This is a genomic window from Hypericibacter terrae (genome assembly GCF_008728855.1).
Classification (GTDB): Bacteria; Pseudomonadota; Alphaproteobacteria; order Dongiales; family Dongiaceae; genus Hypericibacter; species Hypericibacter terrae.
The window spans coordinates 4,865,001-4,890,029 of record NZ_CP042906.1 but is presented as its reverse complement, the minus strand read 5'-3'; the positions used below and the strand labels follow the sequence as shown (position 1 = coordinate 4,890,029).

Here is a 25,029-nt window from a genome sequence, read left to right as displayed (position 1 = left end):
CGAAGATTCCGAACTCGCCCGGATCGGCTTACCGATTGGGCTGCGGCGTGACGCGCAAGTAGGGCTTCAGCGTCTTCCAGCCCTTCGGGAACAGCTTCTTGGCGTCCTCGTCCGAGAGCGAGGGGACGATGATGCAGTCCTGGCCGTCCTTCCAGTTCACCGGGGTGGCAACCTTGTGGTTCGCCGTGAGCTGCAGGGAATCGATCACCCGCAGGATCTCGTCGAAATTGCGACCCGTGCTGGCCGGATAGGTGATGGTCAGCTTCACCTTCTTGTCGGGCCCGATCACGAACACCGAGCGCACCGTCAGCGTGTCGTTGGCATTGGGATGGATCATGCCATAGAGGTTCGACACCTTCCTGTCGGCATCGCCGAGCAGGGGGAAGTTGAGCGCCGCACCCTGCGTGTCCTGGATGTCCTGCGCCCATTTGCGATGGTCGGTGACGGGATCGACGCTGAGGCCGATCACCTTCACATTGCGCTTGTCGAATTCCGGCTTGAGCTTCGCCACGGCGCCCAGCTCGGTGGTGCAGACCGGGGTGAAGTCCTTCGGGTGCGAAAACAACACCGCCCATTTGTCGCCGATCCAGTCATGGAACTTGATCGTGCCTTCGGTCGATTCCTGAACGAAGTCGGGGGCGATATCGCCAAGTTGAACTGCCATGTCTCGAGTCTCCTCTGTTTTTCTTCGTGGGCCTCGTGCCGACGCGTTCCGGCGGGGATTATAGGCGGGGTTTTGCCGGGGGCCAGAGCTTATGCCGCGTCCGATGACAGCAAATGTACGGCGGCAAGCCGTTGAAAACAGGCCGGGTAAGGCATCGCCTGTTCCATATCCTCATAAGCGAGAACGCGGAATCGGCCACGGGTGAGGTCCAGCAGCTCGCCCGGCCGCAACAGAAACTCGGGATTGCGCGGCCGGCCGAACCGCTCATTGCCGGCGGCGAAGGTCTCGTAGATCAGCAGGCCGCCGGTCGCGACCGCGTCGAGGAGCGACGGGAAGAGCGGGCGGTGAAGATAGTTGGTCACCACCACACCGGCGAAGCGTCGCTCGCCCAGGGGCCAGGGCGCGCCGTTCTCCAGATCGGCGGCGATCGCTTCGAAATCCGGATGGGACAGCAAGTCGGCCACGCCGGCGAGATCGATATCGACACCGGTCACGGCGCGCCCCGCCTTGAGGAAGTAGCGGCTGTGGCGGCCCTTGCCGCAGGCGAGATCGAGAATCGGCCCCGGCGGAACCAGCGCCGCGAACCGCTGGACCCAGGGCGAGGCCGGCTCGCTCGCGTCAGGCGCGGCCATGACGCAGTACGCGGCCGGGGCGCGCTCCCGTCGATCGGCCCTGCTCCCAGACCGCTTCGCCCGCGACCAGCACGGCATCGATGCCGGCGGCAGGCCGGGTCGGATCCTCGTAGGTGGCGCGGTCGATGATGTTGCCGGCATCGAAGATCACCAGGTCGGCGGCAAATCCCACCTCGATCCGGCCGCGACCCGCGAGGCCGAACCGCTCGGCCGAGAGGCTCGTCATCTTGCGCACCGCTTCCTCGAGCGTGAAGAGCCCGACCTCGCGCGCATAATGGCCAAGCACGCGCGGGAAGGTGCCCCACAGTCGGGGATGCACCTTGCGGCCGAAGGGCAGCCCATCGGATCCGATCATTGCGTTCGGGTGCGCCAGGATGCGCCTGACGTCGCCCTCGTCGAGGACGAAGTAGATGGCGCCCCCCGGCAGCAGGCGCAGCGCCGCCTCCTGGCGGTCGACCTGCATCTCGCGCGCGATATCGTCGAGGTCGCGCCCGCCGGCCTGCGGCATCGCATCCGACCAGGTGATGAGCACGCGTTCGGCGTCGGCGACGAAATCGGGCATGATCGTGGTCGAGCCGGCGATATAAGGATAGACGTCGAGGCCGACCGGTTGCCGGGCGGCCGCGCGGTCGTAGCGCGCCAGCGTGCGCGCCGCATGGCCATGGTTCTTCTTGCCGTCGCCCTGGTGATGCGACAGCACGACCGCGGCCTTCACGCGCCGTCCGATCTCGAAGGCCTCTTCCATGGCGCCGTCGATATCGTCGACATAGTCGCGGGTGTGGGTGACATAGAGGCCGCGATGCGCCGACAGGGTTTCGGCGACGGCCACGATCTCGTCCGTGCTGGCGGCGGCGTTCGTCGGATATTCCAGGCCGGTCGAGAAGCCGATGGCGCCGGCGCCGAGGCATTCGTCGAGTACCCGGCTCATCTGCGCGCATTCCGCCGGCGTCGCCGCCCGCTCGAGATCGGTCATCGCTCCCATGCGCAGCGTCGAGTGGCCGACCAGCGCCGCGATATGGGTGGCACTCGGCGCCCGATCGAAGGCCTCGAAATAGCGCGCCATGGTCGGATAGCGATAGATCTCGTCATCGCCCAGCAGTCGGAATTCCTGCGGCAGGGTCGCCCGCGGGGTGAGCGGCGCCAGGCTGAAGCCGCAGTTGCCGATCACCACGCTGGTGACGCCCTGGCTCACCTTGGGCGCCATGTCGGGTTGGACCAGCAGGAGCCCGTCGTCATGGGTGTGAACGTCGATGAACCCGGGTGCGACAATGCGACCCGTCGCATCCCTCTCGACCGACCCCGCCGTGCGGCCAAGATCGCCGATGGCGGTGATGCGGCCCTGGTCGATCGCCAGATCGGCGCGATAGCGCGCCTTGCCGGTGCCGTCGATGACCGTGCCGCCGCGCAAGACCAGATCCACTCTCGCCGGTGCCTCGGCTGCTGCCATCGCCCGCTCTCCTTGACATGGGGTTCGCCCGCCCATCCTGTCCGACCCCGCGCCCGCCTGCAATCCGGCCCGCAAATCAACCGGTTGCGGAGCGATGACCTTGCCGCTAGCGTCTTGGCAACCCATTTTACGCTAGCCTGAAAGCCTGCGGCCCAATCCACCGATCGATAGACGCATGATCCTGTTCGAACTCAGATGCCAAAAGGACCACCATTTCGAAGGGTGGTTTCGCGACGGTAAGGGTTTCGAGACCCAGACCAAGGCCGGGAAGCTCGTCTGTCCGGTTTGCGGCAATCGTCGGATCGAGAAGGCCATGATGGCGCCGCGCATCGGCAAAGCCGCGCGCAGCAAATCCGAAAAGCTCGACACGGCGAACCTGCCGGTGCCGTCGCCGGCCCCGGTTCCGCCGGTACAGCAGGCGGAGATGAAGGCCGTGCAGATGCTGCGCGAGATGCGCAGGCAAATCGAAGCCAATTGCGACTATGTCGGGCCGGGATTCGCGGAAGAGGCCCGCAAGATCCATTACGGCGAGGCCGAGGCGCGCGGCATCTATGGCGAGACCAGCGCCGAGGAAGCCGAGGCGCTGGACGAGGAAGGCATCGAGTTCGCCCGCGTGCCCTGGGTGCCGCGGCAGGATAGTTAGCGCTCGGTTTGTTCCTTCCCCCGCGAAGCGGTGGAGGGGATTAGATAAACCAGCCTCCGCCCGCCCTAAACCGGCTCCAGCTCTTTCTTCGACTTTCCCTTCGGCTTCGGCGCGGGTTTCTTGCCGGGGCCGGGTCGCGGTCCGCCCTGCAGGATGATCTTGGCGCGCGGGCGGCGGCGCTTGCGCGCCATGATCTGGCGGGGGATGAGGCGGAACAGGCTCTGCTGTCCGTCGAAGGCCCATTTCGGCGTCGGCATGAATCCGGCGGCGATGAACATGCGCATCAGCTCATTGCGCCGGTAGCCGTTCTTCCAGCCGAGCGAGACGCGGTCGACCTTGGGCGTGTCATCGGTCGCGTAATAGCTGACGAAGACCGGGACGTTGTAGCCGCGCAGGCCGTTCAGGAATCCCGGCAGATCCTCGACATATTCGAGCACGCCCAGGGCCGCGACATGGGTCGCCTCGCCACCCGGCGGCAGCTCGCCGCGATAGATGTCGCTGACCACGAAGAGCGGCGCGCGCACGGCGACGTCGGCCGGCAGATGGCTCGAGGATTTCGCCAGCATCTTGCGCATGGCGGCGGTGCCGCAACCGAGATCGAGCAGCACGGCGCCGGGCTTCAGGTTGAGCGCCACGATGGTGCGCGCGCGGCGCCGGCCGAAGACGGGCTCTAGCTGCTTGGGCCCGCGCCAGTTCCAGACCTCGGTCTCCTTGAACTTGATCGGGTTGATGCCTGGATCCGGCCCGATGCAGAAATCATGGCGCCGGATGCGGAACCGGGGGGCCGGCACCTCGTAGCCGAAGGCCAGCGAATATTCGGGGAACATCCGCCAGATCCGGTCGGCCATGGTCCGCATCGGACCCTCCGGCTCCTCGTCATAGCGATCGAGCGCCTTGGTGGTGATCTCCTTGCCATGCTTGGCAAGCTCCCAGCCCGAGCGGGTTTCGCGCTCGATCACCAGATTGAGCCGTTCCTCGCCCAGCCGGTCGAGGCCGCAATAGGCGGCCAGGCGATCGCGCGCTGCGGGCTCCGCCACGAGATCCTCGTAGCGCAGCACCATATGCGGCACGGCGCGCATCGCCATCATCTCCTGCACGCTGTAGGCGATGCGCGAGAAGATCCAGGCTTCGTCGCGCATGCGCTTCGTATCGGTGAAAACCAGGCCCATGCGATTGACCAGCTCGAGCGCCGAGATCGTGACCGCGCGCAGATCGCGCACGCAGAGCACCAGGCGCTTGGGCGGATAGATGCGCAGCAGCCGCTGCCAGCCGAAGAGATCGACGCATTTCACGCCCCAGAGCTCTAGCGATTTCAGCTGAGGCAGAATCGTCTGGTCGAAATATTCGATGTTCGACCGGTACTCGCCTTCGCGCGGCGGCAAGGAAGGCACGTCGAGGCCGAACTCGCGATAGAGCCGGTTCATCTTGAGCTGCAGCGGTCCGTCCCACAGCGCCAGCAGATTGGGCTCGCTGACGACGAGCGACCGGCCCCGCAGGGTCAGGAGATCGCAGACCAGCGTGGTGCCGGTGCGCATCAGCCCCATCACCGCCACGCCCATCGGCGTGCCGCGATTGGGCACCCTGATGGGCATGCCCTTTTCGGCGCTCATGCCGCGCCCTCCGTGGCGGCGCTCGCCTTGCGCGCCGGGACTGGCACGGGGCGCAGCTTCAGCAGGCTCTGCCGGCCATCGAAGGCCCAGCTTGCCGTGACGCGAAAGCCGACGGTGGCGAGGCCGCGCTGGAGCTGGCTGCGGCTCAGATGGCTGCGCCAGTCGAGCGCCGCGCGATCGATATCGGCCGTGTCGTCGGTGGCGTGATAGCTCAGCAGCACCGGAAGCCCGTAGCCGCGCAGGTTCTTGAGGAAGCGCCCCGGATTCTCGACCTGCTCCAGAATCTCGAGCGCCAGGACGAAGGTCGCGGCGCCCTTCGGCGGCAGCTTGCCCTGCAGCAGGTCGGCGGCCTTGGTCTGGGGCGTGCGCTCCGTCACGTCGGCGAGGATCAGCCGGCCGCCCTTGGGCAGCTCGGTGATCATGGAGCTGAGGCCGCCGCCGAGATCGAGCACGACGGCGCCTTCGGGAATGTTCATCGAGGCCAGATGGCGGGCGCGGCGGCGGGCGAAGCTGGGCTCGAGCTGCTTGGGCCCCCACCAGTTCCATTCCTCGCCCTTCATGTAGGGGACGGGGTTGTGGCCGGGCCGCGCGGGGGCCGAAAAATCATGGCCCTGGATCCGCGCCTTGGGCTCGGCCACTTCATAATCGAAGGCGACGGAATATTCGCCCAGCAGGCGCCAGACCCGCTCGGCGAGATTGCGCACCGGGCCCGGTGGCTCGCGCTCGAAGCGGCCGAGGGCCTTCTTGGTGACGCCGCTGCCATGCTTGCGCGATTCCCAGGAATGCCGGCTATCGCGCTCGATCGTCAGGTTGAGCCGTTCCGTGCCGAGCTCATCGAGGCCGACATAGTCCGCCAGCCGCTCGCGGACCTTCGGATCCTCGACCAGGTCTTCATAGCGCAGGACGAAATGGGGCAGCCGGCGCAGCGCCAGGAGCTCGTGCACGCTGTGCGCCAGGCGGGTCAGGATCCAGGCCTCGTCGCGCATATGGGCGCCGCCCGGAAAACCCAGCTTCATCCGTTCGGCGAGTTCGATCGAAGAAATCGCGACCTCGCGCAGATCGCGCACGCACAAAATCAGCTTGCGCGGCTGATAGCGCTGGAAGAGCTGTTGCCAGCCGAAGAGGTCGACATATTTCACGCCCCAGAAATCCAACCCCTGCAGCTCGGGCAGGATGGCGCGGTCGAAATAATTGAAGATGCGGGTCGGCGGCTTCTCCGTCGGCGGGGGCGGCACCTCGATCCCGAAATCGGTGACCAGGCGATGGATCGCGCCGGCGAGGGTCGGATGCCAAGCGCCCAGCAAGTTGGGCTCGCTCAACACCAGCGAGCGGCCGCGCACGGTCAGAAGGTCGGCGACGAGCGTGGTACCGCTGCGCATCGGCCCCATCACGGCGACGCCCATGTTGCGTTTCTTTTCCGCCATTCCCCTTAAGCCTCGACTCGGGACGGTCCGCCCCAGGCGGGACCCGCGCCCTCTTCCGACAGTCGCCCCGGTCCTGTCAATCGACCCCCGGAGGCGGCGGTGATTCCGGCTTCTCGACAGATATCGGCCGGAGATGAAAAAAGCTTTGCGGCCCGTCGGCGTTCCAGCGGGCCTGGACCGCGAAGCCGGCCCGCCGGAAGGCGGCGAGCAGGGCTTCGCGGCTCAGATGATTGATCCAGCCCAAGGCCGCGCGATCGACTCCTTCGGTATCCTCGGTCGCATGATAGGTCGCGACGATGGGCAGATCATAGCGCCGGAGACGGCGCAGCAGCCGCGGCAGATCGGCATCGAGGAACTCCAGCACATGGAGCGCCAGCAATATCGTCGCCTCCGGAACCTTGGGGAACTTGCCTTCATGGAGGGGCGCCACCCGGTAGCGCTGGCCGCGTTGGGCCATATCGACCGGAATATGGCGCCGGCCCTTGGGCAGCATCGCCGACAGCGCCGGCGTACCGCAGGCAAGGTCGATGGCCATGGCACCCTCCGGCAGCCGCTTGGCGAGAGCAAGGCGGGCATGGCGGAGCTGGAAGCTGGGCTCGAGCCGGGTCGGGCCCGGCCAAAGGCCGCTTTCGCTCTTGGGATAGTCGATCGGATTGGTGTCGCTGCCGGGCTGGCGCTGAAACTCGTGGCCGCGGATCCAGCTTTCCGGCGGCGGCAGCTCGAAGCCGAAGGTCTCCGAATATTCGGGCAACAGGCGCCAGGTCCGTTCCGCCAGCGCCTTGACCGGGCCCGGCGGCTCGCTCGCATAGCGGCCGACCGATTGGGCCGTGACGGTGCCGCCATGCTTCTTCAATTCCCACTGCCGGCTGAAGCCGCCGGCGGCGAGATTCTCCCGCGTCCCCGCCATGCTTTCGAGACCCGCATAATCGACGATGCGCTGGCGCAGTTCCGGATCCCGCACGACGTCTTCGTAGCGCGCCAGCAGATGGGGCCGCTGCCGCAAGATCATGAGCTCGTGCACATTGTAGGCGATATTGGTCAGCACCCAGCCCTCGTCGCGCATATAGCGCCGGCCATAGAAGGCGAGATTCAGATAGCCGATGCGATCGATCGCCGAGATCACCACATCGCGCAGATCGCGCACGGTCAGGATCATGCGGCGGGGCGGATAACGCTCGAAGGTCTGTCGCCAGTCGGTCAGGTCGACATATTTCACGCCCCAGAGCGGCAGCTTCGCGAGCTGGGGCAGCAGCACCGCATCGAAATAATTCTGATAGCGCAGCCAACGCTCCGGGGTCGCCAGCTCCGGGCCCGGATCGAGACCGTTGTTGATCGCGAGCTGATGAATGCGCTCGACGGTGTTCGGGCTCCACATGCCGAGGATGTTCGGCTCGCTCAGGATCAGGCTGCGGCCGCGCTGGCTCAGCATGTCCGTGATCAATGTCGATCCGGTCCGCATCAGGCCCATGATCGCGATCGCCATGCCGGTCGGCGCATCGGTCGGCCCCGTCGCCGAGGTCATCGGGCGGGCGCCTTGTCGGCAACGGCCGATTTCCTGCCGGCGAGTGGCGTCAGATGGAACAGGCTCTGGCGGCCGTCGAAGGCCCAATGGGCCTTGCAGCGGAAACCCGCGGCGGCGAAGGCGGCTTCGAGCTCAGCGCGGGTCAGGTGATTGACCCAGCCGAACTGGCGGCGGTCGAGCGTTCCGGTGTCGTCGGCAGCGTGATAGCTGAGCGCGACCGGCCGGCCGGTCCCGGCCAGCCGGGTCAGCAGCGCCATGGGATCCTCGACATGCTCCATCATGCCGAGGATCGCGATCAGATCCGCCGATCCGATCGGTGGAAGCTCGCCGCGATGCAGGGCCGAGACCAGGAACCCCGGCGCGCGGGCGACACTGTCGCCATGGAGGGGAGGGGCCTTGGTGGGCAGGAGACTGGTGAGGCTGGGCGCGCCGGTGCCGAGATCGAGCACCTTGACGCCTGCGGGAATGACCTTGGCCACGGCGATGCGCGCGCGCCGCTGGGCGAAGCTGGGTTCGAACTGGTGGGGGCCGTCCCAGCTCCAGGATTCGGTGTCGAGATAATCGATGGGAGCGGCGCCCGCGGGCCGCCGCAGCGCGAAATCGTGATCCGATAGCGCCGGATCGGCCGGCGGAACCTCATAGCCGAAGGTTCGCGAATATTCCGGCAGGAGACGCCACAGGCGTTCCGCCAGCGCTCTCGCGGGCCCCGGCGGCTCGCTGGCAAATCGCCCGACCGAGGCCGTTCCGATCCCGCCCTGATGTTTCTCGATCTCCCAGGCGCGGCGCATCTCCGCCGCCTTGATGTTGAGCCGTTCCTCCTGCAGCCGGTCGAGACCGACATAGTCGGCGATGCGTTTGCGGGCATCCGGATCGGAGGCCAGATCCTCGTAGCGCACCAGGAGGTGGGGCCGCTTCTGCATCTCCATCAATTGATGCACGCTGTAGGCCAGCCCGGACAGGACCCAGGCTTCGTCGCGCATGATCCCGCTGCCGCTGCCGCGAAAGGTGATGCCGAGGCGGCAGATCCGGTCGAGCCCCGAAAGCGCCGTGTCGCGCAGATCGCGCACGCACAGGATCAGCCGCTGCGGCGGGTAGTTCTTGAACAGGAAGCGCCAGCCGCTGAAGTCGACATTCTTAATGCCCCAGAGCGGCAGCTTGCCCATGGCGGGCAGCATGACCTCGTCGAAATAGCGCTGGTAGTCGCCGCCATAGGCGTCGGGTTCCGGCGGGGCTTCGGGGATATCGAGGCCGACCAGGCGCGCCAGGCGATGAACCCGCGCCGCGGTGGCGCGGCTCCATTGCTTGTAGACCTCGGGCTCGCTGATGACGATCGAGCGGCCGGGGATGGTCAGCAGGTCCGACACCAGCGTGGTGCCGCTGCGCGCGAGCCCGAACACCATCACGCCCATGGGTGCGCGCATGCGTGCCGTTATCGGTTTCGGTGCCTGCAAGAATTCCCCCGTCGGCGCCCGCCCCACCGGCCGCCCTTCGCCCCGGCCCCAGCGTCAGCGCATCGCTTCCGCCAGGGCCATATAGTTCACCCCAAGATCGCGCGACAAGCTCCAATGGTCGGTTAACGGGTTATAGACCACCCCTTCCAGCGCCAGCACATGCCCGCCGGCGCGCTCGATCAGATGCGCCAGCTCCGAGGGACGCAGGAATCGTTTCCAGTCGTGGGTGCCCCGCGGCAGCCAGCGCAGCAGATATTCCGCGCCGACGATGGCGAGTGCGTAGCTCTTGGCGGTGCGGTTGAGCGTGGCGACGATCATCATGCCGCCCGGCTTGAGCAGGCCGACCGCAGCGGCCATGAAACCTTCAACGTCGGCCACATGCTCGATCACCTCCATATTGAGGATGATATCGAACCGGCGCTCGCCGCTGTCGGCCAGGGCCTCCACGGTCTGGCAGCGATAGTCGATGCCGAGTCCCATGCGCTCGGCATGAAGACCGGCGATGGCGATGTTCCGGTGCGAGGCGTCGATGCCGACGACCTTGGCGCCCATCCGTGCCATCGGCTCCGAGAGCAGGCCGCCGCCGCAGCCGATATCCAGGAGATCGAGGCCCTCCAGCGGGGTCGGGGATTTGGCATCGCGACCGAAGCGCCGGCAGGCCTGGTCGCGGATATAGGCAAGGCGGACCGGATTGAGGCGGTGCAGCGGCCGGAATTTGCCGCTCGGGTCCCACCAGGCCTCCGCCATGGCCTCGAACTTGGCGATTTCGGCGGGATCGACGCTGGCGCCCTCGGCGGGCGCCGGGGCCTCCGGGGGCCCGGAGGACGGATCGGGGTCGCCAGAATGGCTGCTGGGTGAAAGGCTCATGGCGACGCAAACTCCCTTGGCAAATGGCTAAAACGGGCGGCTGGCCGGTGTGGGAAAAAGGGCCGCTTTTCCTTGCCTCGGCATAGGCAAATGAGTATGGATACGCGCCGCGCGCGCGGCAACCGGCGAACCCGTCCGGAAGCCAGGGTGATCGCTTCGTCCACCCCCCGCGCGTCCAGATCTCAGGGGATTCCGGTTGAATCGATCTCGCATCGTCATGAAGTTCGGCGGCACCTCGGTGGCCGATGTCGAACGCATCAAATCCGTCGCCAAACGGGTGAAGCGCGAAGTCGATGCCGGCCACGAGGTGGCGGTCGTCGTATCGGCGATGTCCGGCGTGACCAACCAGCTCGTCACCTGGACCAGCGAGATCGCCCGGCTGCATGACGCGCGCGAATATGACGTGGTGGTGGCGACGGGCGAGCAGGTGACCACGGGTCTCCTGGCGCTGGCGCTGCAGGAGATCGGCGTCTCCGCCCGCTCCTGGCTCGGCTGGCAGATCCAGATCCATACCGACGACGCCCATGGCAAGGCCCGCATCGAGCGGATCGACACGGCCGAGATCGAGCGCCGCTTCGCGCAAGGTCAGGTGGCGGTGGTGGCCGGCTTCCAGGGCGTGGGCCCCGACAACCGTGTGACCACGCTCGGCCGCGGCGGCTCCGACACCTCGGCGGTGGCGCTCGCGGCCGCCTTGAAGGCCGATCGCTGCGATATCTTCACCGATGTGGACGGGGTCTATACCACCGACCCCCGCATCGTTGCGAAGGCCCGCAAGCTCGATAAGATCGCCTATGAAGAGATGCTCGAGCTGGCGTCGCAAGGCGCCAAGGTGCTGCAGATCCGCTCCGTCGAAATGGCGATGAAGCATCGGGTCCGCCTGCAGGTGCTGTCGAGCTTCGAGGACAAACCCGGCACGCTGGTCGTTGATGAGGATGAGATCGTGGAACAGGAAGTCGTAAGCGGGGTCGCCTACAGCCGCGACGAGGCGAAGATCACGCTGGTCCGCGTGCCCGATCGCCCGGGCGTGGCCGCCTCCATCTTCGGCCCGCTGGCCGATCACAACATCAATGTGGACATGATCGTCCAGAACGTGTCCGAGGGCGGCCAGTTCACCGACCTGACCTTCACCGTCACCAAGGCCGATCTGGAGCGCGCCAAGAAGGTGCTCGAAGACCGCCGCGTGGCGCTGGGCTACCAGGCGCTGGTGCCGGATTCGAACGTGGTCAAGGTCTCGGTCATCGGGCTCGGCATGCGCAGCCATGCCGGCGTGGCCCAGCGCATGTTCAAGGCGCTGGCCGAGAAGGGCATCAATATCCAGGTGATCTCGACCTCCGAGATCAAGGTGAGCGTGCTGGTGGCGGAGGAATATACCGAGCTGGCGGTGCGCGCGCTGCATACGGCCTACGGTCTCGACGCGGCTTGATGCGATGAGCCAAGCGATCGCGCGGGCCCATCTCGACCGGCTCTGGAGCCGGGGGCGGGAGTTCCTCGGCTGCGAACGCGCCATCATGGGCGGCGCCATGACCTGGGTGTCCGAGCGCAACCTGGTGTCGGCGATCTCCAATGCGGGCGGCTTCGGCGTGATCGCGACGGGTTCGATGTCGCCGGCGCTCCTCAGCGCCGAGATCGCGGCGACCGCGAAGCTCACCGACCGGCCGTTCGGCGTCAATGTCATCACCATGCATCCCGAGCTGATGGCGCTGATCGAGGTCTGCCTCGACCACAAGGTCGGGCATGTGGTGCTGGCAGGCGGGCTGCCGCCGGGGGCCGCGATCCAGCGCGTGCGCCAGGGCGGTGCCAAGGCGATGTGCTTCGCGCCGGCGCTCGTGATCGCGCGCAAGCTGGTGAAGAGCGGTGCGGACGCCATCATCATCGAAGGCATGGAAGCGGGGGGCCACACCGGTCCGGTTTCGACCTCCGTGCTGGCGCAGGAGATCCTGCCCGCGATCCGCGAGGTGCCGGTGTTCGTCGCCGGCGGCATCGGCCGCGGCGAGGCGATCCTGGGCTATCTCGAGATGGGAGCGTCCGGCGTTCAGCTCGGTTCGCGCTTCGTCTGCGCCACCGAATCGATCGCCCATGCGAAATTCAAGCAGGCCTTCATCCGTGCCTCCGCCCGCGATGCAGTGTTGTCGATCCAGCTCGATCCGCGGTTTCCCGTGATCCCGGTGCGCGCGCTGGCCAACGCGGCCACGAAGCGCTTCCTCGAAGCCCAGCGCGCCGTGATCGAGCGGGTCGATCGCGGCGAGCTCGACCAGAAGGCCGCCCAGCTCGAGATCGAGCATTTCTGGGCCGGCGCCCTGCGCCGGGCCGTGATCGAGGGCGATGTCGAGAACGGCTCCGTCATGGCCGGCCAGAGCGTCGGCATGGTCACGGACGAGCAGCCGACGCGCGCCATCCTCGAGGAACTGGTAGGGCAAGCGGTCGCAGCGCTGAGCGCGCGCGAGGCCAGTTTCGGCGACGCCGGCAAGGGCGCCTGACCCTTCGCTAACCCACTGTTTACCTTGACTGGACAGAGTGCCGCCGTTGGCGTTGCAGGGCCGGATTTGGTACCGTTCCCCCCGGCATGGAGTGGCGGGGCCGCGAGCATGGCCGTGAGAGCCAGGCCGGTCCCGAAGGCAATCGAACGAGCCGGAAATCCGCATCCGGCCGAAGAGTTTTGAGCGGTGACATGGCGGAAGATCTGAACGCAGGCATGAGCGACAGGGGCGCCGACCGGACCGGCAGCCGTGTGGGCACGCTCTTGCGCACGGCACGCGAAGCCACCGGACGCAACCTTCAGAGCGTGTCGCAGCAGCTGCGCATCCGCGCGGTCTATCTGCGCGCGATCGAGGAAGGCGATTTCGGTTCGCTGCCGGGCACGACCTACGCGGTCGGGTTCGTGCGTTCCTATGCCGACTTCCTGGGACTCGACGGTCCCGACATCGTCCGGCGCTTCCGCGAGGAAGTGGAGGAGTTGGGGCGGCGCACGCAGCTCGTCTTCCCCGTCACGCCGGCCGAAGGAAAGATTCCGGGCGGCGCCATCGTGCTAATGGCGATCCTGATCGCCGGCATCGTCTATGGCACCTGGTTCTACATGTCGGATCGCGAGCGCAGCCTCGCGGGCCTCATCCCCGAAGTGCCGGCGGAGCTGAAGAATCTGCTGGGAAGCGGCGCGCCGCCGCCGGCGGAGACGCCCTCGACCTCGGTCAGCACCGCCAACCCGACCATCCAGACGCCGGCACCCGTCGAACCGGCAGCCCCGCCCTCGACCGACGCGTCGAACGCGACGCCGGCGCCCGCGGCGACCGCTACCGGCGAGACCACCGCCGGCGTCGCGACCACCTCCGACGAGCAGGCGGCCGCCGCCATCACCCTGGCGCCCGACAACGCCGCATCGGCCGGTGCGGACGAGGACGAGGTTCCGCCTGCCCCTGACAATGTCGATGCCGCGACCGATACCCCCGCCCAGGCGCAGGCCGGCACCGAGGGCGCGCAAGGCACGGACGATCAGGAGATCGTCGAGGCGCCGCCGCAGGACACGGCGCCGGCCGAGACCCCGACCATCACCACGCCCTCCACCGCGACGACGGCGCCGGAGGCCACCGGGCTCTCCAATGTCGCCGCCGCGGCCGCGGCCGCGACGACACCTGCAACCCCAGCGACGGCCCCCGCAGCGACGACGACACAGCAGGTGGCCACGGCGGCCGCACCGCCAGCGCCGCCGCCGGCGCCCGCCGTTGCCGAGGATTCGCTGCCCAAGGGCCAGGATTACGGCGTTACTAACGGCCAGTCCCGCGTGATCCTGGTCGCGCGCCAGGAAGCCTGGGTCCAGGTCAGCAGCGCCACCCAGGAGGTCTGGACCCGGGTGTTGCGGAGCGGCGACCGCTATCTCGTGCCCAACGATCCGACCCTGACGCTCTCGACGGGCAATGCCGGCGGCCTCGACATCATGGTCGACGGCAAGAAGGTGCCGCCGCTAGGGCCGGTCGGGGTGGTCCGGCGCGGGATCTCGCTCGACCCCGCCCGGCTGCTGGGTGGATCGACAATACCCTAATCGCTTCATAGGGTTGGCAATACTTGATCTTATCGGTGGGGAAGCGCATCTTGGCGCCCAAACCGCCGGTCGGCCGCCACGCCGTTCGTGCGGCCCTTTTTCAGTGGGAATTCGAGGACCTCGATGAGCGTTCGCCCCTATCGCGACATCAGCCGGCGGAAAAGCCGGCAGATCAGAGTCGGCTCCGTGCGGGTCGGCGGGGATGCGCCGATCACGGTGCAATCCATGACCAACACGCTGACGGCCGACGCCAAGGCGACGATCGCGCAGATCCAGGAGCTGGAAGCGGCGGGCGCCGATATCGTGCGCGTCTCCTGTCCCGATGTGGAATCGACCGCGGCGCTGGGCGAGATCGTCCGCGCCTCGAAGGTGCCGATCGTGGCCGACATCCATTTCCACTATAAGCGCGCGATCGAGGCGGCCAAGGCGGGCGCGGCCTGCCTGCGCATCAATCCCGGCAATATCGGTTCGGCCGCCCGCGTGAAGGAAGTCGTGCAGGCGGCGAAGGATCATGGCTGCTCGATGCGCATCGGCGTCAATGCCGGCAGCCTCGAGCGCGAGCTCTTGGAGCGCTATGGCGAGCCTTGTCCCGAGGCCATGGTCGAGAGCGCGCTCAGCCACGCGAAGATCCTCGAGGACAACGACTTCTTCGAATTCAAGATCAGCGTCAAGGCGTCGGACGTGTTCCTGGCGGTCGCGGCCTATCAGGGCCTGGCCGATGCCTGCGACTACCCGCTCCATCTCGGCATCACCGAGGCGGGCGGCTTGCGCTCCGGCACGGTGAAGTCCTCGATCGGCATGGGCTCGCTGCTCTGGGCCGGCATCGGCGACACCATCCGCGTGTCGCTCTCGGCCGATCCCGTCGAGGAAATCAAAGTCGGCTTCGACATGCTGAAGTCGCTGGGGCTGCGTCATCGCGGCGTGAACATCATTTCCTGCCCCTCCTGCGCGCGCCAGCAATACGAGGTCATCAAGACCGTCGAGCGGCTGGAGCAGCGCATCGCCCATATCGCCACGCCCATGACCGTCTCGGTCATCGGTTGCGTGGTGAACGGGCCCGGCGAGGCGCGCGAGACCGACATCGGCTTCACCGGCGGCGGCAACGGCACGCATCAGGTCTATATCGCCGGCGTGCCGCATCACCGCCTGAAGGATGCCGACATCGTCGATCATCTGGTCGATCTGATCGAGAAGAAGGCCGCCGAAATCGAAGCTGCCAAGGCGGCCGCCGACGCGGCCGAGGCTTCGGGCGCCAAATCCGCCGCCGAATAGCGGCGCCCAAGAGCGTTCCCTGGGAGCTTTTCATTGACGACGCTGCAGCCCGTTCGCGGCACGCACGATCTCCTGCCTGAAGACATGCGCCGTCACCGGCGCGTGGTCGAGACTGCGCGCGAGGTGGCGGAGCGCTTCGGCTATCTGGAGATCGAGACGCCGATCTTCGAATTCTCGGAAGTGTTCAAGCGCACCCTGGGCGATACCTCGGACATCGTCACCAAGGAGATGTACAGCTTCACCGATCGCGGCGGCGAAGGTCTCACTCTGCGCCCCGAAGGCACGGCCAGCGTCGCGCGCGCCCTCATTTCCGGCGGCCTCGCCCAGCATCTGCCGCTCAAATTCTTCTATCACGGGCCGATGTTCCGCTATGAGCGCCCGCAGAAGGGCCGCCTGCGGCAGTTCCATCAGATCGGGATCGAGCTCCTGGGCGTGAAGGAGCCGGCCGGCGACGTCGAGGTGATCGCGACCGGCCATGGCATCCTGTCCGAGCTGGGTCTGGCCGACCGCATCACGCTCGAGATCAACAGCCTCGGCGACGGCGAAAGCCGGCAGGCCTATCGTACCGAGCTGGTGCGCTATTTCGGCGGCCATCGCGACAAGCTCTCTCAGGAATCGCGCGAACGGCTCGAGCGCAATCCGCTGCGCATCCTCGATTCCAAGGACGAAGGCGACCGGCGCATCGTCGCCGAGGCGCCGCTCTTCGGGGATTTTCTCAACGAGGCGAGCCGCGATTTCTTCGCCGCCGTGACGCGCGGCCTCGACGCGCTGGGCATCCCCTATCGCGTCAGCCCGCGTCTGGTGCGCGGGCTCGATTATTACTGCCACACCGCCTTCGAGTTCGTGACCGACACGCTGGGCGCGCAGGGCACGGTGATGGCGGGCGGCCGCTATGACGGGCTGATCGAGACCATGGGCGGCCCTGCCACGCCGGGCGTCGGCTGGGCCTCGGGCATCGAGCGGCTGGCGATGATGCTGGCCGAGACGCCGGCGGCACGCCGGCCGGTCGCGGTCGTGCCGGTGGGCGACGAGGCGCAAGCCCCGGCCCTCAAGCTCGCGCATGGTCTGCGCAAGGCGGGTTTCGCCGTCGAGCTCGGCTATGGCGGCAATATGAGCAAGCGGCTCAAGCGGGCCAATCGTCTCAACGCTTCTGTCGCCCTGCTGATGGGCGAGGATGAGCTCAAGGGCGGCGTCGTCACGCTCCGCGACCTCGACAAGGGGTCGCAGGAAACTGTCGCGCTCGACGCGCTCAAGGACCGCCTCGCCGGTTACCGTTAGCGGGGCCGGCCGATGCCGGAGCCTCAGAGCACCCACGCCTCGGTCCAGGATCTGCTGCTGGTCGGCGCCAGCCATCGCGGCGCGACGACGGCGCTGCGCGAGCGACTGTTCCTCGACGCCAGCGCCGCGCCCACGATCCTGCAGCGGCTGAAGCAGGAAGGCTTCGCCCAGGCGCTCGCGGTCGTGACCTCCGACCGCTGCGAACTCTACGTCTTTCACGCCGACGCGGCCCGGGCGGCTGCCACGCTGCGCGCCGTCCTGGCGGCGACCGCGGGCCTGGCGCCCGAGCTCGTCTCGGCCCAGTCCTTCGAGCGGCGGGGCATAGTGGCGCTGCGCCATCTCTTCTCGGTCGCGGCCTCGCTGGACGGCCCGGTTCTGGGCGAGCCGCAGATCCTGGGCGAGCTCGAGGCCAATCATCGGGCCGCCACTGCCGCGGGCCTGGTGGGCCCCGAGCTCGAGGCGATGCTGCAGGCGGCCTACCTGGCGGCGCAGCGCATCCGCAGCGAGACGCCGCTGGCCGACCAGCCGGTCTCGATGGCGACCGCCGCGATCGACGTGGCGCGCGAGCTGTTCGGCGATCTCGCGCGGTGCCGGGCGCTCATGCTCGGCATCGGCGAGATGGGCGAGATGATGGCGGTCGAGCTGAAGAAGGGCGGGCTCGCAAGCCTGACCGTGACCCACCCGGCCGGCGCGCGTGCCGAGTTGGTGGCGCGCCGGCTCTCCAGCCACTTCCGCGATTGGGCCGAGCTCGATGCGGCGCTGGCGGGATCGGATATCGTGATCGCGGCGGTCGGTGCCGGCCGCCTGGTGGTGACGAAGGACGCGATCAGGACGGCGCTCAAGACCCGCCGGCACAAGCCGATGCTGCTCTTTGACGCAGCCCTGCCGCCGGATATCGAGCCCGCGGTCGGCGAACTGGACGATGCCTTTCGCTATGATCTCGACGATCTCGAGCGCCTCGCGATGGAAGGGCGCACGCCGCGCGGCACGGCCGCCCTGCGCAGCAGCGCTGCCGAGAAGGCAGTGCAGATCCTGGCGGAGGAAACCGCCAAGTTCGAAAGGCGCCGCGCGGACCCGGCGGCTCTGCCGGCGCTGCAGGCCCTGTTCGAGACCGAGCGGCTCAAGGCTCTGGCGGCGGCCGGCGGTGACGCCGAGAAGGCGACCCGGATCCTGGTCGATCGTCTGCTGCAGCGGCCGAGCGGCGCGCTCGCCGCGATCGAGGGCAAGGATGCCTCGGCCCTGGCGAAACTGATGGAACGGCTGTTCGGGCTCGACGGCTCGGAGAAGGACAGGACGTGAATCTGGATGTGAAACTCGAACGGGTGGTGCGCCGGCATGAGGAACTGGCCGAGGCGCTCGCAGCCGAGGGCAAGCGCGACGCGCAGGAATTCGCGCGCATGGCGAAGGAATATTCGAGCCTGGGGCCCACCGTCGAAGCCATTCTCGAGCTGCGCCGGGCGCGCGAAGAAACCGAAGACCTTGCGAGCCTGAGCCAGGATGCCGCGGCGGAGCCCGAGATGCGGGCCCTGGCGGAGGAGGAACTGCGCGCGGCCAAAACGCGGCTCGCCGAGATCGATCAGCGCCTCAAGATCCTGCTGCTGCCGAAGGACGAGACCGACGACCGCAACGCCCTCCTCGAAGTGCGCGCCGGGACCGGCGGCGAGGAGGCGGCGCTGTTCGCGGCCCAACTCTTCCGCATGTATAGCCGCTATGCGGAACTGCATGGCTGGAAGTTCGAGCTGATCAGCCTCAACGAGACCGGCATCGGCGGCTACAAGGAGGCGATCGCCGAGATCACCGGGCGCGGCGTGTTCGCGCGGCTGAAGTTCGAATCGGGCGTTCATCGCGTCCAGCGCGTGCCGGCGACGGAAGGCAGCGGCCGCATCCACACCTCCGCAGCGACCGTGGCGGTATTGCCCGAAGCCGAAGAGGTCGATATCCAGATCGAGGAAAAGGACCTGCGGATCGACGTGTTCCGGGCCTCGGGGCCGGGCGGCCAGTCGGTCAACACCACCGACAGCGCGGTCCGGATCACCCATATCCCGACCGGCCTCGTGGTGCAGCAGCAGGACGAGAAGTCGCAGCACAAGAACAAGGCCAAGGCCATGAAGGTGCTGCGCGCGCGGCTGTTCGAGATGGAGCGCAACAAGCGCGACGCCGAGCGCGCCGCTTCGCGCAAGAGCCAGGTCGGCTCGGGCGACCGCTCCGAGCGCATCCGCACCTACAACTTCCCGCAAGGCCGCGTCACCGACCACCGCATCAATCTCACCCTCTACAAGATCGAGGATGTGATGGAGGGCGACGGTCTCGACGAATTGATCGATGCGCTGACCGCCGACGACCAGGCGACCCGCCTGGCCGAGCTCGTCGAGGAAGGATGAGCGAGGCGTCGGACGCCGCGGTCGGCGGCCTGCTGGCGGCGGGCCAGCAACGCCTCGACCGGGCCGGAATCGAGAATGCGCGTCGCGAATCGCGGCTGCTTCTCGCCGCCGCCATGGGGCGGTCCTGGGGCGATCTCGTCGGACAGGAAAAACAGCCCGTGCCGGGCGACGCGGCGGCCCGATTCGAAGGCTTCGTCCTGCGGCGTGCTGCGCGCGAGCCGGTCTCGCGGATCCTCGGCCATCGGGAATTCTGGAGTCTGGATTTCGCACTCTCGGCCGCGACGCTCGATCCGCGCGCGGACAGCGAAGCGCTGATCGAGGCGGTGCTCGAGGCGGTGCCGTCGCGCGATGCGCCGCTCGCGATCCTGGATCTCGGTTGCGGCAGCGGCTGCCTGCTGCTGGCGCTGCTCTCCGAATATCCGCAGGCACAGGGACTCGGCGTCGATCTGGCGCCGCTTGCGGTGGCGACGGCGGGAGCCAACGCCGTGCGCAACGGGCTGGAACAGCGGGCCCGGTTTCAGGTCGGCAATTGGGATTCCGGTCTTGCCGGACGCTTCGATATCATTGTGTCTAATCCCCCCTATATTCCGACATCCCGGATTGCGACGCTCGAGCCGGAGGTGGCGCAGCACGATCCCCGGCTGGCGCTCGATGGCGGGTGCGACGGTCTCGATGCGCATCGCCAGTTGGCGCAGTTGCTGCCGCGCCGCCTCGCCGAGGACGGCATTGCCGTGATCGAGCATGGCGACGAGCAAGGGCCCGCCGCGCAATCGATCTATGAAGCGGCGGGACTTGTCCTACGCAAATGGCGTGCCGATCTCGGCGGGCACCGCCGATGCCTCGTAATGGCCCCCGCCGGCGACAAAAAAACAGTTGGAAAGGGTGGGGGGACCGTCTAGGTTAGTTGTGGAAAGCAGATCCGAGACGCTCGGCCAAGGGGGCCGGGCCGACGTTCTGTACCCCCTCCCAAGCTGATGCTTGATTTGATGCGACGGCAGCCCTGACGATTGGCGCCGTGCGCCCGGGAAGCGGGAATAACGGTATCCTAGCGAAGCGATAAGGCGATGAGGCAAGGCTCGAATCCCCGGCGTTCGCGCGGCCGCGGCCAGCGCAAACCACACTTCAATCCGCGTCAACAGACCTTCGACAGCAACGGGCCGGACGTCCGTGTGCGCGGCAACGCGTATCAGGTGCTGGAGAAGTATCTGGCCCTGGCGCGGGATGCCAGTTCCGCGGGCGATCGAATCGCCGCGGAAAACTTTCTTCAGCATGCCGAGCATTACTACCGGCTCATCAACGCCTATGCCGGCGACGAGCAGAATCAGAATCGCAACCGCCAGATGGGCCGCCCCGACGGTACCGGCGGGGATAACGACGAAGGCGACAACGACGGGGACGACGGCCAGCCGATGAACGGCGCGGCGAACAAGGCCCCGGAGCCTGCCGGCGAATAGGCCGGCGAGCCCGGCATTCCTCAAGGGGGGAGGCCGCGGCGGCGAATCCGAGCTCCCGGGCGGCTGAATCCAGGCTTTTGAGGCCCTTCCGGGGCTCCAAAATTGCCCCTACCCCTCTTGTGTCATTGCGGCCGGCGCCCATATTTCCGTGGGGCCTAACGACGCCGATCTTGATCACGGTCAAGGCCGAGCCGGGTGCCTGACGTAAATTCGCATCCTTCGCAGGCGCTGGGCGAACCGGGCTTGCGCGAGAGAGGGCAAGGGAAACATGGACTTCGAAAAATTTACCGAACGCGTTCGCGGATTCATCCAGTCCGCGCAGGGTCTGGCGCTGCGCTCCGGCCATCAGCGCTTCACGCCGGAGCATCTGCTCAAGGTGCTCCTGGACGACAATGAAGGCCTCGCGGCCAATCTGATTCGCAATGCCGGCGGCGATCCCGCCCGCGCGCTCAAGGAAACCGAAGCCGAACTGGCGAAGCTGCCGAAGGTCGAAGGCAGCGGCGCGGGCCAGGTCTATCTGGCCCCGGAGACGGCACGCCTGTTCGACAGCGCCAGCACGCTCTCGGAGAAGGCCGGCGACAGTTTCGTGACGGCCGAGCGGCTGCTGCAAGCCTTGGCGCTGGCGACGGGAACCCCGTCCGCGGCGATCCTCAAGCGGCTCAATGTCACGCCGCAGTCGCTGGAAAAGGCGATCGCCGATCTGCGGCAGGGACGCCAGGCGCATAGCGCCACGGCCGAGAACAACTACGACGCCCTGAAGAAATATGCGCGCGACCTGACCCAGGCGGCGCGCGATGGCAAGCTCGACCCCGTCATCGGTCGCGACGAGGAAATTCGCCGCACCATCCAGGTCCTGTCGCGCCGCACCAAGAACAATCCCGTCCTGATCGGCGAGCCCGGCGTCGGCAAGACCGCCATCGTCGAAGGGCTGGCGCAGCGCATCGTCAATGGCGACGTGCCCGAGAGCCTCAAGAACAAGCGCCTGATGGCGCTCGATCTGGGCGCGTTGGTCGCCGGCGCCAAGTTCCGCGGCGAGTTCGAGGAACGGCTCAAGGCCGTGCTGCAGGAGATTTCGGCCGCCGCCGGCGAGATGATCCTCTTCATCGACGAGCTGCATACGCTGGTCGGTGCCGGGGCCGCCGAGGGCGCCATGGATGCGTCCAACATGCTCAAGCCCGCGCTGGCGCGGGGCGAGCTCCATTGCGTCGGCGCCACCACGCTCGACGAGTATCGCAAGCATATCGAGAAGGACGCGGCGCTGGCCCGGCGCTTCCAGCCGGTGATGGTGTCGCAGCCCTCGGTCGAGGAGACCATCTCGATCCTGCGCGGGCTCAAGGAAAAGTACGAGCTCCATCACGGGGTGCGCATCACCGATGCCGCGATCGTGTCGGCGGCGACGCTCTCCAACCGCTACATCACCGACCGCTTCCTGCCCGACAAGGCCATCGATCTGGTCGACGAGGCCGCGAGCCGCCTGCGCATGCAGATGGATTCGAAGCCCGAGAACATCGACGAGGTCGATCGCAAGCTGATCCAGCTCAAGATCGAGCGCGAGGCGCTGAAGAAGGAGAGCGACCGGGCTTCGGTCGAGCGGCTCAAGAATCTCGAGAAGGAGATCGCCGAGCTCGAGGACGAGTCGGCCCAGCTGACGGCGGCCTGGCAGGCGGAGAAGAGCCAGCTGGCGGGCACGCAGAAGATCAAGGAGCAGATCGACCAGGCGCGCGCCGAGGCCGAGCAGGCCCAGCGCCGCGGCGATCTCGCCCGCGCCGGCGAGCTGCTTTATGGCCTGATCCCGGAGCTGCAGCGCCAGGCGGAGAAGGCCCAGCATGCCGAGCAGCATCGCATCCTGAACGAGGTGGTCGGCGAGAACGAGATCGCGGAAGTGGTCTCGCGCTGGACCGGCATTCCGGTCGACAAGATGCTCCAGGGCGAGCGCGACAAGCTCCTCAAGATGGAGAAGCTGCTGGGCAGCCGCGTCATCGGCCAGGAGGAGGCGATCTTCGCGGTCTCCAACGCCGTGCGCCGGGCGCGCGCCGGGTTGCAGGACCCGAACCGTCCGATCGGCTCGTTCCTGTTCCTGGGCCCCACGGGCGTGGGCAAGACCGAGCTCACCAAGGCGCTCGCGGCCTTCCTGTTCGACGATGAGCACGCGATGGTGCGCATCGACATGTCGGAATATATGGAGAAGCACTCGGTCTCGCGCCTGATCGGCGCGCCCCCGGGCTATGTCGGCTATGACGAAGGCGGCGCCTTGACCGAAGCCGTGCGGCGGCGACCCTATCAGGTCGTGCTGTTCGACGAGGTCGAGAAGGCGCATCCCGACGTCTTCAACGTGCTGCTCCAGGTGCTCGATGACGGGCGCCTGACCGACGGCCAGGGCCGCACGGTCGATTTCCGCAACACGCTGATCGTGCTGACCTCGAATCTCGGCAGCGACATCCTGGCGAGCCAGCCCGAGGGGCAGGAGTCGTCGGCGGTGCGCGAGCGGGTGATGGAGGTGGTGCGCAGCGCCTTCCGGCCGGAGTTCCTCAACCGGCTCGACGAGATCCTGCTGTTCAGCCGCCTGACCCGGGCGCAGATGACCGGCATCGTCGAGATCCAGCTGAAGCGGCTGATCGAGATGCTGGCGGAGCGCAAGATCGCGATCGAGCTCGACGACAAGGCCAAGACCTGGCTGGCCGATGCCGGATACGACCCGGTCTATGGCGCCCGGCCGCTGAAGCGGGTGATCCAGCGGGAGCTGCAGAACCCGCTGGCGAACCTGCTGCTGGCCGGCCGCATCGCCGATGGCGACACGGTCAAGGTCGGCGCCAATGCCAAGGGCCTCACCATCAACGGCGAGACGATCGCGAAGGCGGCTTAAGCCGCCTCGGCCCTGGAATCGAAACGGCGGCGGTTCGAAGGAACCGCCGCCGTTGTCGTTTGTGCGTGGCGCCCGCGATCGCGGGCGGCGCTACTGGCAGGCCGGATAGTTGGGGGCGGCGCTGCAGTCGGGCGACTGCACGGTGCCCTGGGCGGTCTGGAGCTGTGCCGCCTCGATCTGCTCCTTGAGCGAGATCATGTCGTTCATGGCCGCCTTGAACTTGTTCAGCTCGGCGCCGGCGAGCTTGCTGCCGGAGGGCAGCTTGACGCTGGTCGGGTTGACCTGGCTGCCATTCACCAGCACTTCGAAATGGAGGTGCGGGCCGGTGGCGCGGCCGGTGGCGCCGACATAGGCGATGACGTCGCCCTGATGCACGCGCGAGCCGACATGGAGGCCCTTGGCGAAGCGGCTGATATGGGCATAGGCCGTCGCGTAGGTGGTGTTGTGCTTGATCTGGACGTAGTTGCCGTAGCTGCTGAAGGGACCGATCTTGGTGATCACCCCGTCGCCCGCGGCGAAGATCGGCGTTCCGGTGGGCGCGCCGAAATCCACGCCCTTGTGCATCTTGCTGTAGCCCAGGATCGGATGGTTGCGCATGCCGTAGCCCGAGGTGATGCGCGCGCCGTCGACCGGAGTGCGGAGCAGCGCCTTGCGCACGCTCTCGCCCTTCGGGTTGAAGTAGTCGACGAACCCGTCCGACATCTCGTAGCGATAGAGCTGGTAGGTCTTGCCGGAGAGCGTGATCGAGGCATAGAGCAGGTCGCCCGGCTTCGCCAGATTGCCCTCTTCGTCGTCGAGACGGTCGAAGACGAACTCGAAGGTGTCGCCGGGCTGGATGTCGCGCTGGAAGTCGACATCGTAGCTGAGGGCCTTGATCGCCGCGGAGATGATCGCGACGGGAACGCCGGCATCCTGGGCCGCTTCGAACAGGCTCGAATGGATCTCGCCGCGCATGGCAACCGTGCGGTGAGTGAGCGGCCTGTCGATGGCGAAGGCGGTGAAGCCGCCATCGAGCGCGCGCGTGACCTGCAGGTCGCGATCGACCGAGGGCTGCAGGCTCAGATTGACGAGCTGGAAGTCGATCGGACCCTGATGCTGCTTTTCGGGCGCCGAGAAGGTGAGCGCGATTTCCTGGCCGGGCCGCAGATCCTTGGGCGCGAACAGATCCTGCAGCGCTTCGATGGCGCCATAGGCATCGTCATGGCTGACGCCGGCATTGACCAGCACGGTGATGAGCGTGTCGCCGCGCTGGACCTGGACGGTCTGCGCGATCGCGGCGCTGGGATTGGCGGGATCGGTGTCGTCGGTCGTGGCGAGTTCCTCGCCCAGCGCCTCGTCGGGAATGACGTCGTCGGTCCGGCCCGCATCCGAGGTTTCGCCGGAAGGCGCCGTCACGGCCGCGGCTTCGCTGTCAGGAACGCGCGGCGCCGGCAACGCCGCCAGGCTGGGGCCGGGGGCAACCGTTTCCGCCTCCGCGGCGGGCGCGGC

At 67.4% G+C, this 25,029-nt stretch carries 20 protein-coding genes (1 of these 20 cut by a window edge); 11 read left to right on the top strand and 9 right to left on the bottom strand.

All coding sequences use genetic code 11. The features are described from left to right. Positions 1-28: 28 nt before the first annotated feature. From FRZ44_RS22335 to FRZ44_RS22325, 3 genes are all read right to left on the bottom strand, one after another. Positions 29-664 (bottom strand): peroxiredoxin, encoded by a 636-nt coding sequence (locus FRZ44_RS22335; RefSeq protein ID WP_151179253.1) that lies wholly within the window; start codon positions 662-664, stop codon positions 29-31. Between the two features lie 89 nt (positions 665-753). Beyond that, positions 754-1,296: a class I SAM-dependent methyltransferase gene (locus tag FRZ44_RS22330; protein ID WP_151179252.1), complete on the bottom strand. Its 543-nt coding sequence runs from the start codon at positions 1,294-1,296 to the stop codon at positions 754-756. Beyond that, positions 1,283-2,743, bottom strand: a complete 1,461-nt coding sequence (locus FRZ44_RS22325) for an N-acyl-D-amino-acid deacylase family protein (protein ID WP_151179251.1) — start codon at positions 2,741-2,743, stop codon at positions 1,283-1,285. The genes FRZ44_RS22330 and FRZ44_RS22325 overlap by 14 nt, the downstream gene beginning before the upstream one ends. A 175-nt stretch (positions 2,744-2,918) precedes the next feature. Between FRZ44_RS22325 and FRZ44_RS22320 the strand changes: the two genes are divergently transcribed. Next, complete coding sequence (locus FRZ44_RS22320; RefSeq protein WP_151179250.1) at positions 2,919-3,386, top strand: DUF1178 family protein; 468 nt, start codon at positions 2,919-2,921, stop codon at positions 3,384-3,386. Between the two features lie 65 nt (positions 3,387-3,451). On the opposite strand, the gene FRZ44_RS22315 is transcribed toward FRZ44_RS22320, so the two are convergent. From FRZ44_RS22315 to ubiG, 5 genes are all read right to left on the bottom strand, one after another. Continuing rightward, positions 3,452-4,996, bottom strand: coding sequence for a sulfotransferase (locus tag FRZ44_RS22315; RefSeq protein ID WP_191908250.1), 1,545 nt, complete (start codon positions 4,994-4,996; stop codon positions 3,452-3,454). Then, on the bottom strand, positions 4,993-6,420 hold the full coding sequence (locus tag FRZ44_RS22310; protein ID WP_151179248.1) for a sulfotransferase domain-containing protein: 1,428 nt from the start codon (positions 6,418-6,420) through the stop codon (positions 4,993-4,995). The genes FRZ44_RS22315 and FRZ44_RS22310 overlap by 4 nt, the downstream gene beginning before the upstream one ends. A gap of 76 nt (positions 6,421-6,496) precedes the next feature. Continuing rightward, the gene (locus FRZ44_RS22305; protein ID WP_151179247.1) at positions 6,497-7,942 is read right to left on the bottom strand and encodes a sulfotransferase; all 1,446 of its coding nucleotides are present in this window, start codon (positions 7,940-7,942) and stop codon (positions 6,497-6,499) included. After that, positions 7,939-9,363: a sulfotransferase gene (locus FRZ44_RS22300; RefSeq protein ID WP_151179246.1), complete on the bottom strand. Its 1,425-nt coding sequence runs from the start codon at positions 9,361-9,363 to the stop codon at positions 7,939-7,941. Before FRZ44_RS22300 ends, FRZ44_RS22305 begins: the two co-directional genes overlap by 4 nt. 84 nt (positions 9,364-9,447) lie before the next feature. After that, entirely contained in the window at positions 9,448-10,260 is an 813-nt protein-coding gene (gene ubiG, locus FRZ44_RS22295; RefSeq protein WP_151179245.1) for a bifunctional 2-polyprenyl-6-hydroxyphenol methylase/3-demethylubiquinol 3-O-methyltransferase UbiG, read from the bottom strand. 217 nt (positions 10,261-10,477) lie between these two features. Here ubiG and FRZ44_RS22290 point away from each other — a divergent pair, with 217 nt between their 5' ends. From FRZ44_RS22290 to clpB, 10 genes are all read left to right on the top strand, one after another. Continuing rightward, on the top strand, positions 10,478-11,683 hold the full coding sequence (locus FRZ44_RS22290; protein ID WP_151180419.1) for an aspartate kinase: 1,206 nt from the start codon (positions 10,478-10,480) through the stop codon (positions 11,681-11,683). 4 nt (positions 11,684-11,687) lie between these two features. Then, positions 11,688-12,737, top strand: a complete 1,050-nt coding sequence (locus tag FRZ44_RS22285; protein ID WP_151179244.1) for an NAD(P)H-dependent flavin oxidoreductase — start codon at positions 11,688-11,690, stop codon at positions 12,735-12,737. A gap of 215 nt (positions 12,738-12,952) precedes the next feature. After that, a complete protein-coding gene (locus tag FRZ44_RS22280; RefSeq protein WP_191908249.1) occupies positions 12,953-14,293 on the top strand; it encodes a helix-turn-helix domain-containing protein in 1,341 nt (446 codons plus the stop codon). 123 nt (positions 14,294-14,416) lie between these two features. Further along, the gene (ispG, locus tag FRZ44_RS22275; RefSeq protein ID WP_151179242.1) at positions 14,417-15,565 is read left to right on the top strand and encodes a flavodoxin-dependent (E)-4-hydroxy-3-methylbut-2-enyl-diphosphate synthase; all 1,149 of its coding nucleotides are present in this window, start codon (positions 14,417-14,419) and stop codon (positions 15,563-15,565) included. A 33-nt stretch (positions 15,566-15,598) separates the two neighbouring features. Further along, positions 15,599-16,843 (top strand): histidine--tRNA ligase, encoded by a 1,245-nt coding sequence (gene hisS, locus FRZ44_RS22270; RefSeq protein ID WP_151179241.1) that lies wholly within the window; start codon positions 15,599-15,601, stop codon positions 16,841-16,843. A 12-nt stretch (positions 16,844-16,855) separates the two neighbouring features. After that, complete coding sequence (gene hemA / locus FRZ44_RS22265) at positions 16,856-18,142, top strand: glutamyl-tRNA reductase (RefSeq protein WP_151179240.1); 1,287 nt, start codon at positions 16,856-16,858, stop codon at positions 18,140-18,142. Next, on the top strand, positions 18,139-19,224 hold the full coding sequence (gene prfA / locus FRZ44_RS22260; protein WP_151179239.1) for a peptide chain release factor 1: 1,086 nt from the start codon (positions 18,139-18,141) through the stop codon (positions 19,222-19,224). Before hemA ends, prfA begins: the two co-directional genes overlap by 4 nt. Next, on the top strand, positions 19,221-20,123 hold the full coding sequence (prmC, locus tag FRZ44_RS22255; RefSeq protein WP_151179238.1) for a peptide chain release factor N(5)-glutamine methyltransferase: 903 nt from the start codon (positions 19,221-19,223) through the stop codon (positions 20,121-20,123). Before prfA ends, prmC begins: the two co-directional genes overlap by 4 nt. Positions 20,124-20,288: 165 nt before the next feature. Further along, on the top strand, positions 20,289-20,678 hold the full coding sequence (locus tag FRZ44_RS22250) for a DUF4167 domain-containing protein (protein WP_151179237.1): 390 nt from the start codon (positions 20,289-20,291) through the stop codon (positions 20,676-20,678). Between the two features lie 268 nt (positions 20,679-20,946). Beyond that, entirely contained in the window at positions 20,947-23,541 is a 2,595-nt protein-coding gene (gene clpB, locus FRZ44_RS22245; RefSeq protein ID WP_151179236.1) for an ATP-dependent chaperone ClpB, read from the top strand. Between the two features lie 90 nt (positions 23,542-23,631). On the opposite strand, the gene FRZ44_RS22240 is transcribed toward clpB, so the two are convergent. Continuing rightward, positions 23,632-25,029: the 3' portion of a peptidoglycan DD-metalloendopeptidase family protein gene (locus tag FRZ44_RS22240; protein ID WP_151179235.1), read on the bottom strand. The gene runs 291 nt beyond the window's last position; 1,398 of the gene's 1,689 nt are visible here — the last part of the coding sequence; its start codon lies beyond the right edge, outside the window — the gene reads right to left on this strand; the stop codon is at positions 23,632-23,634.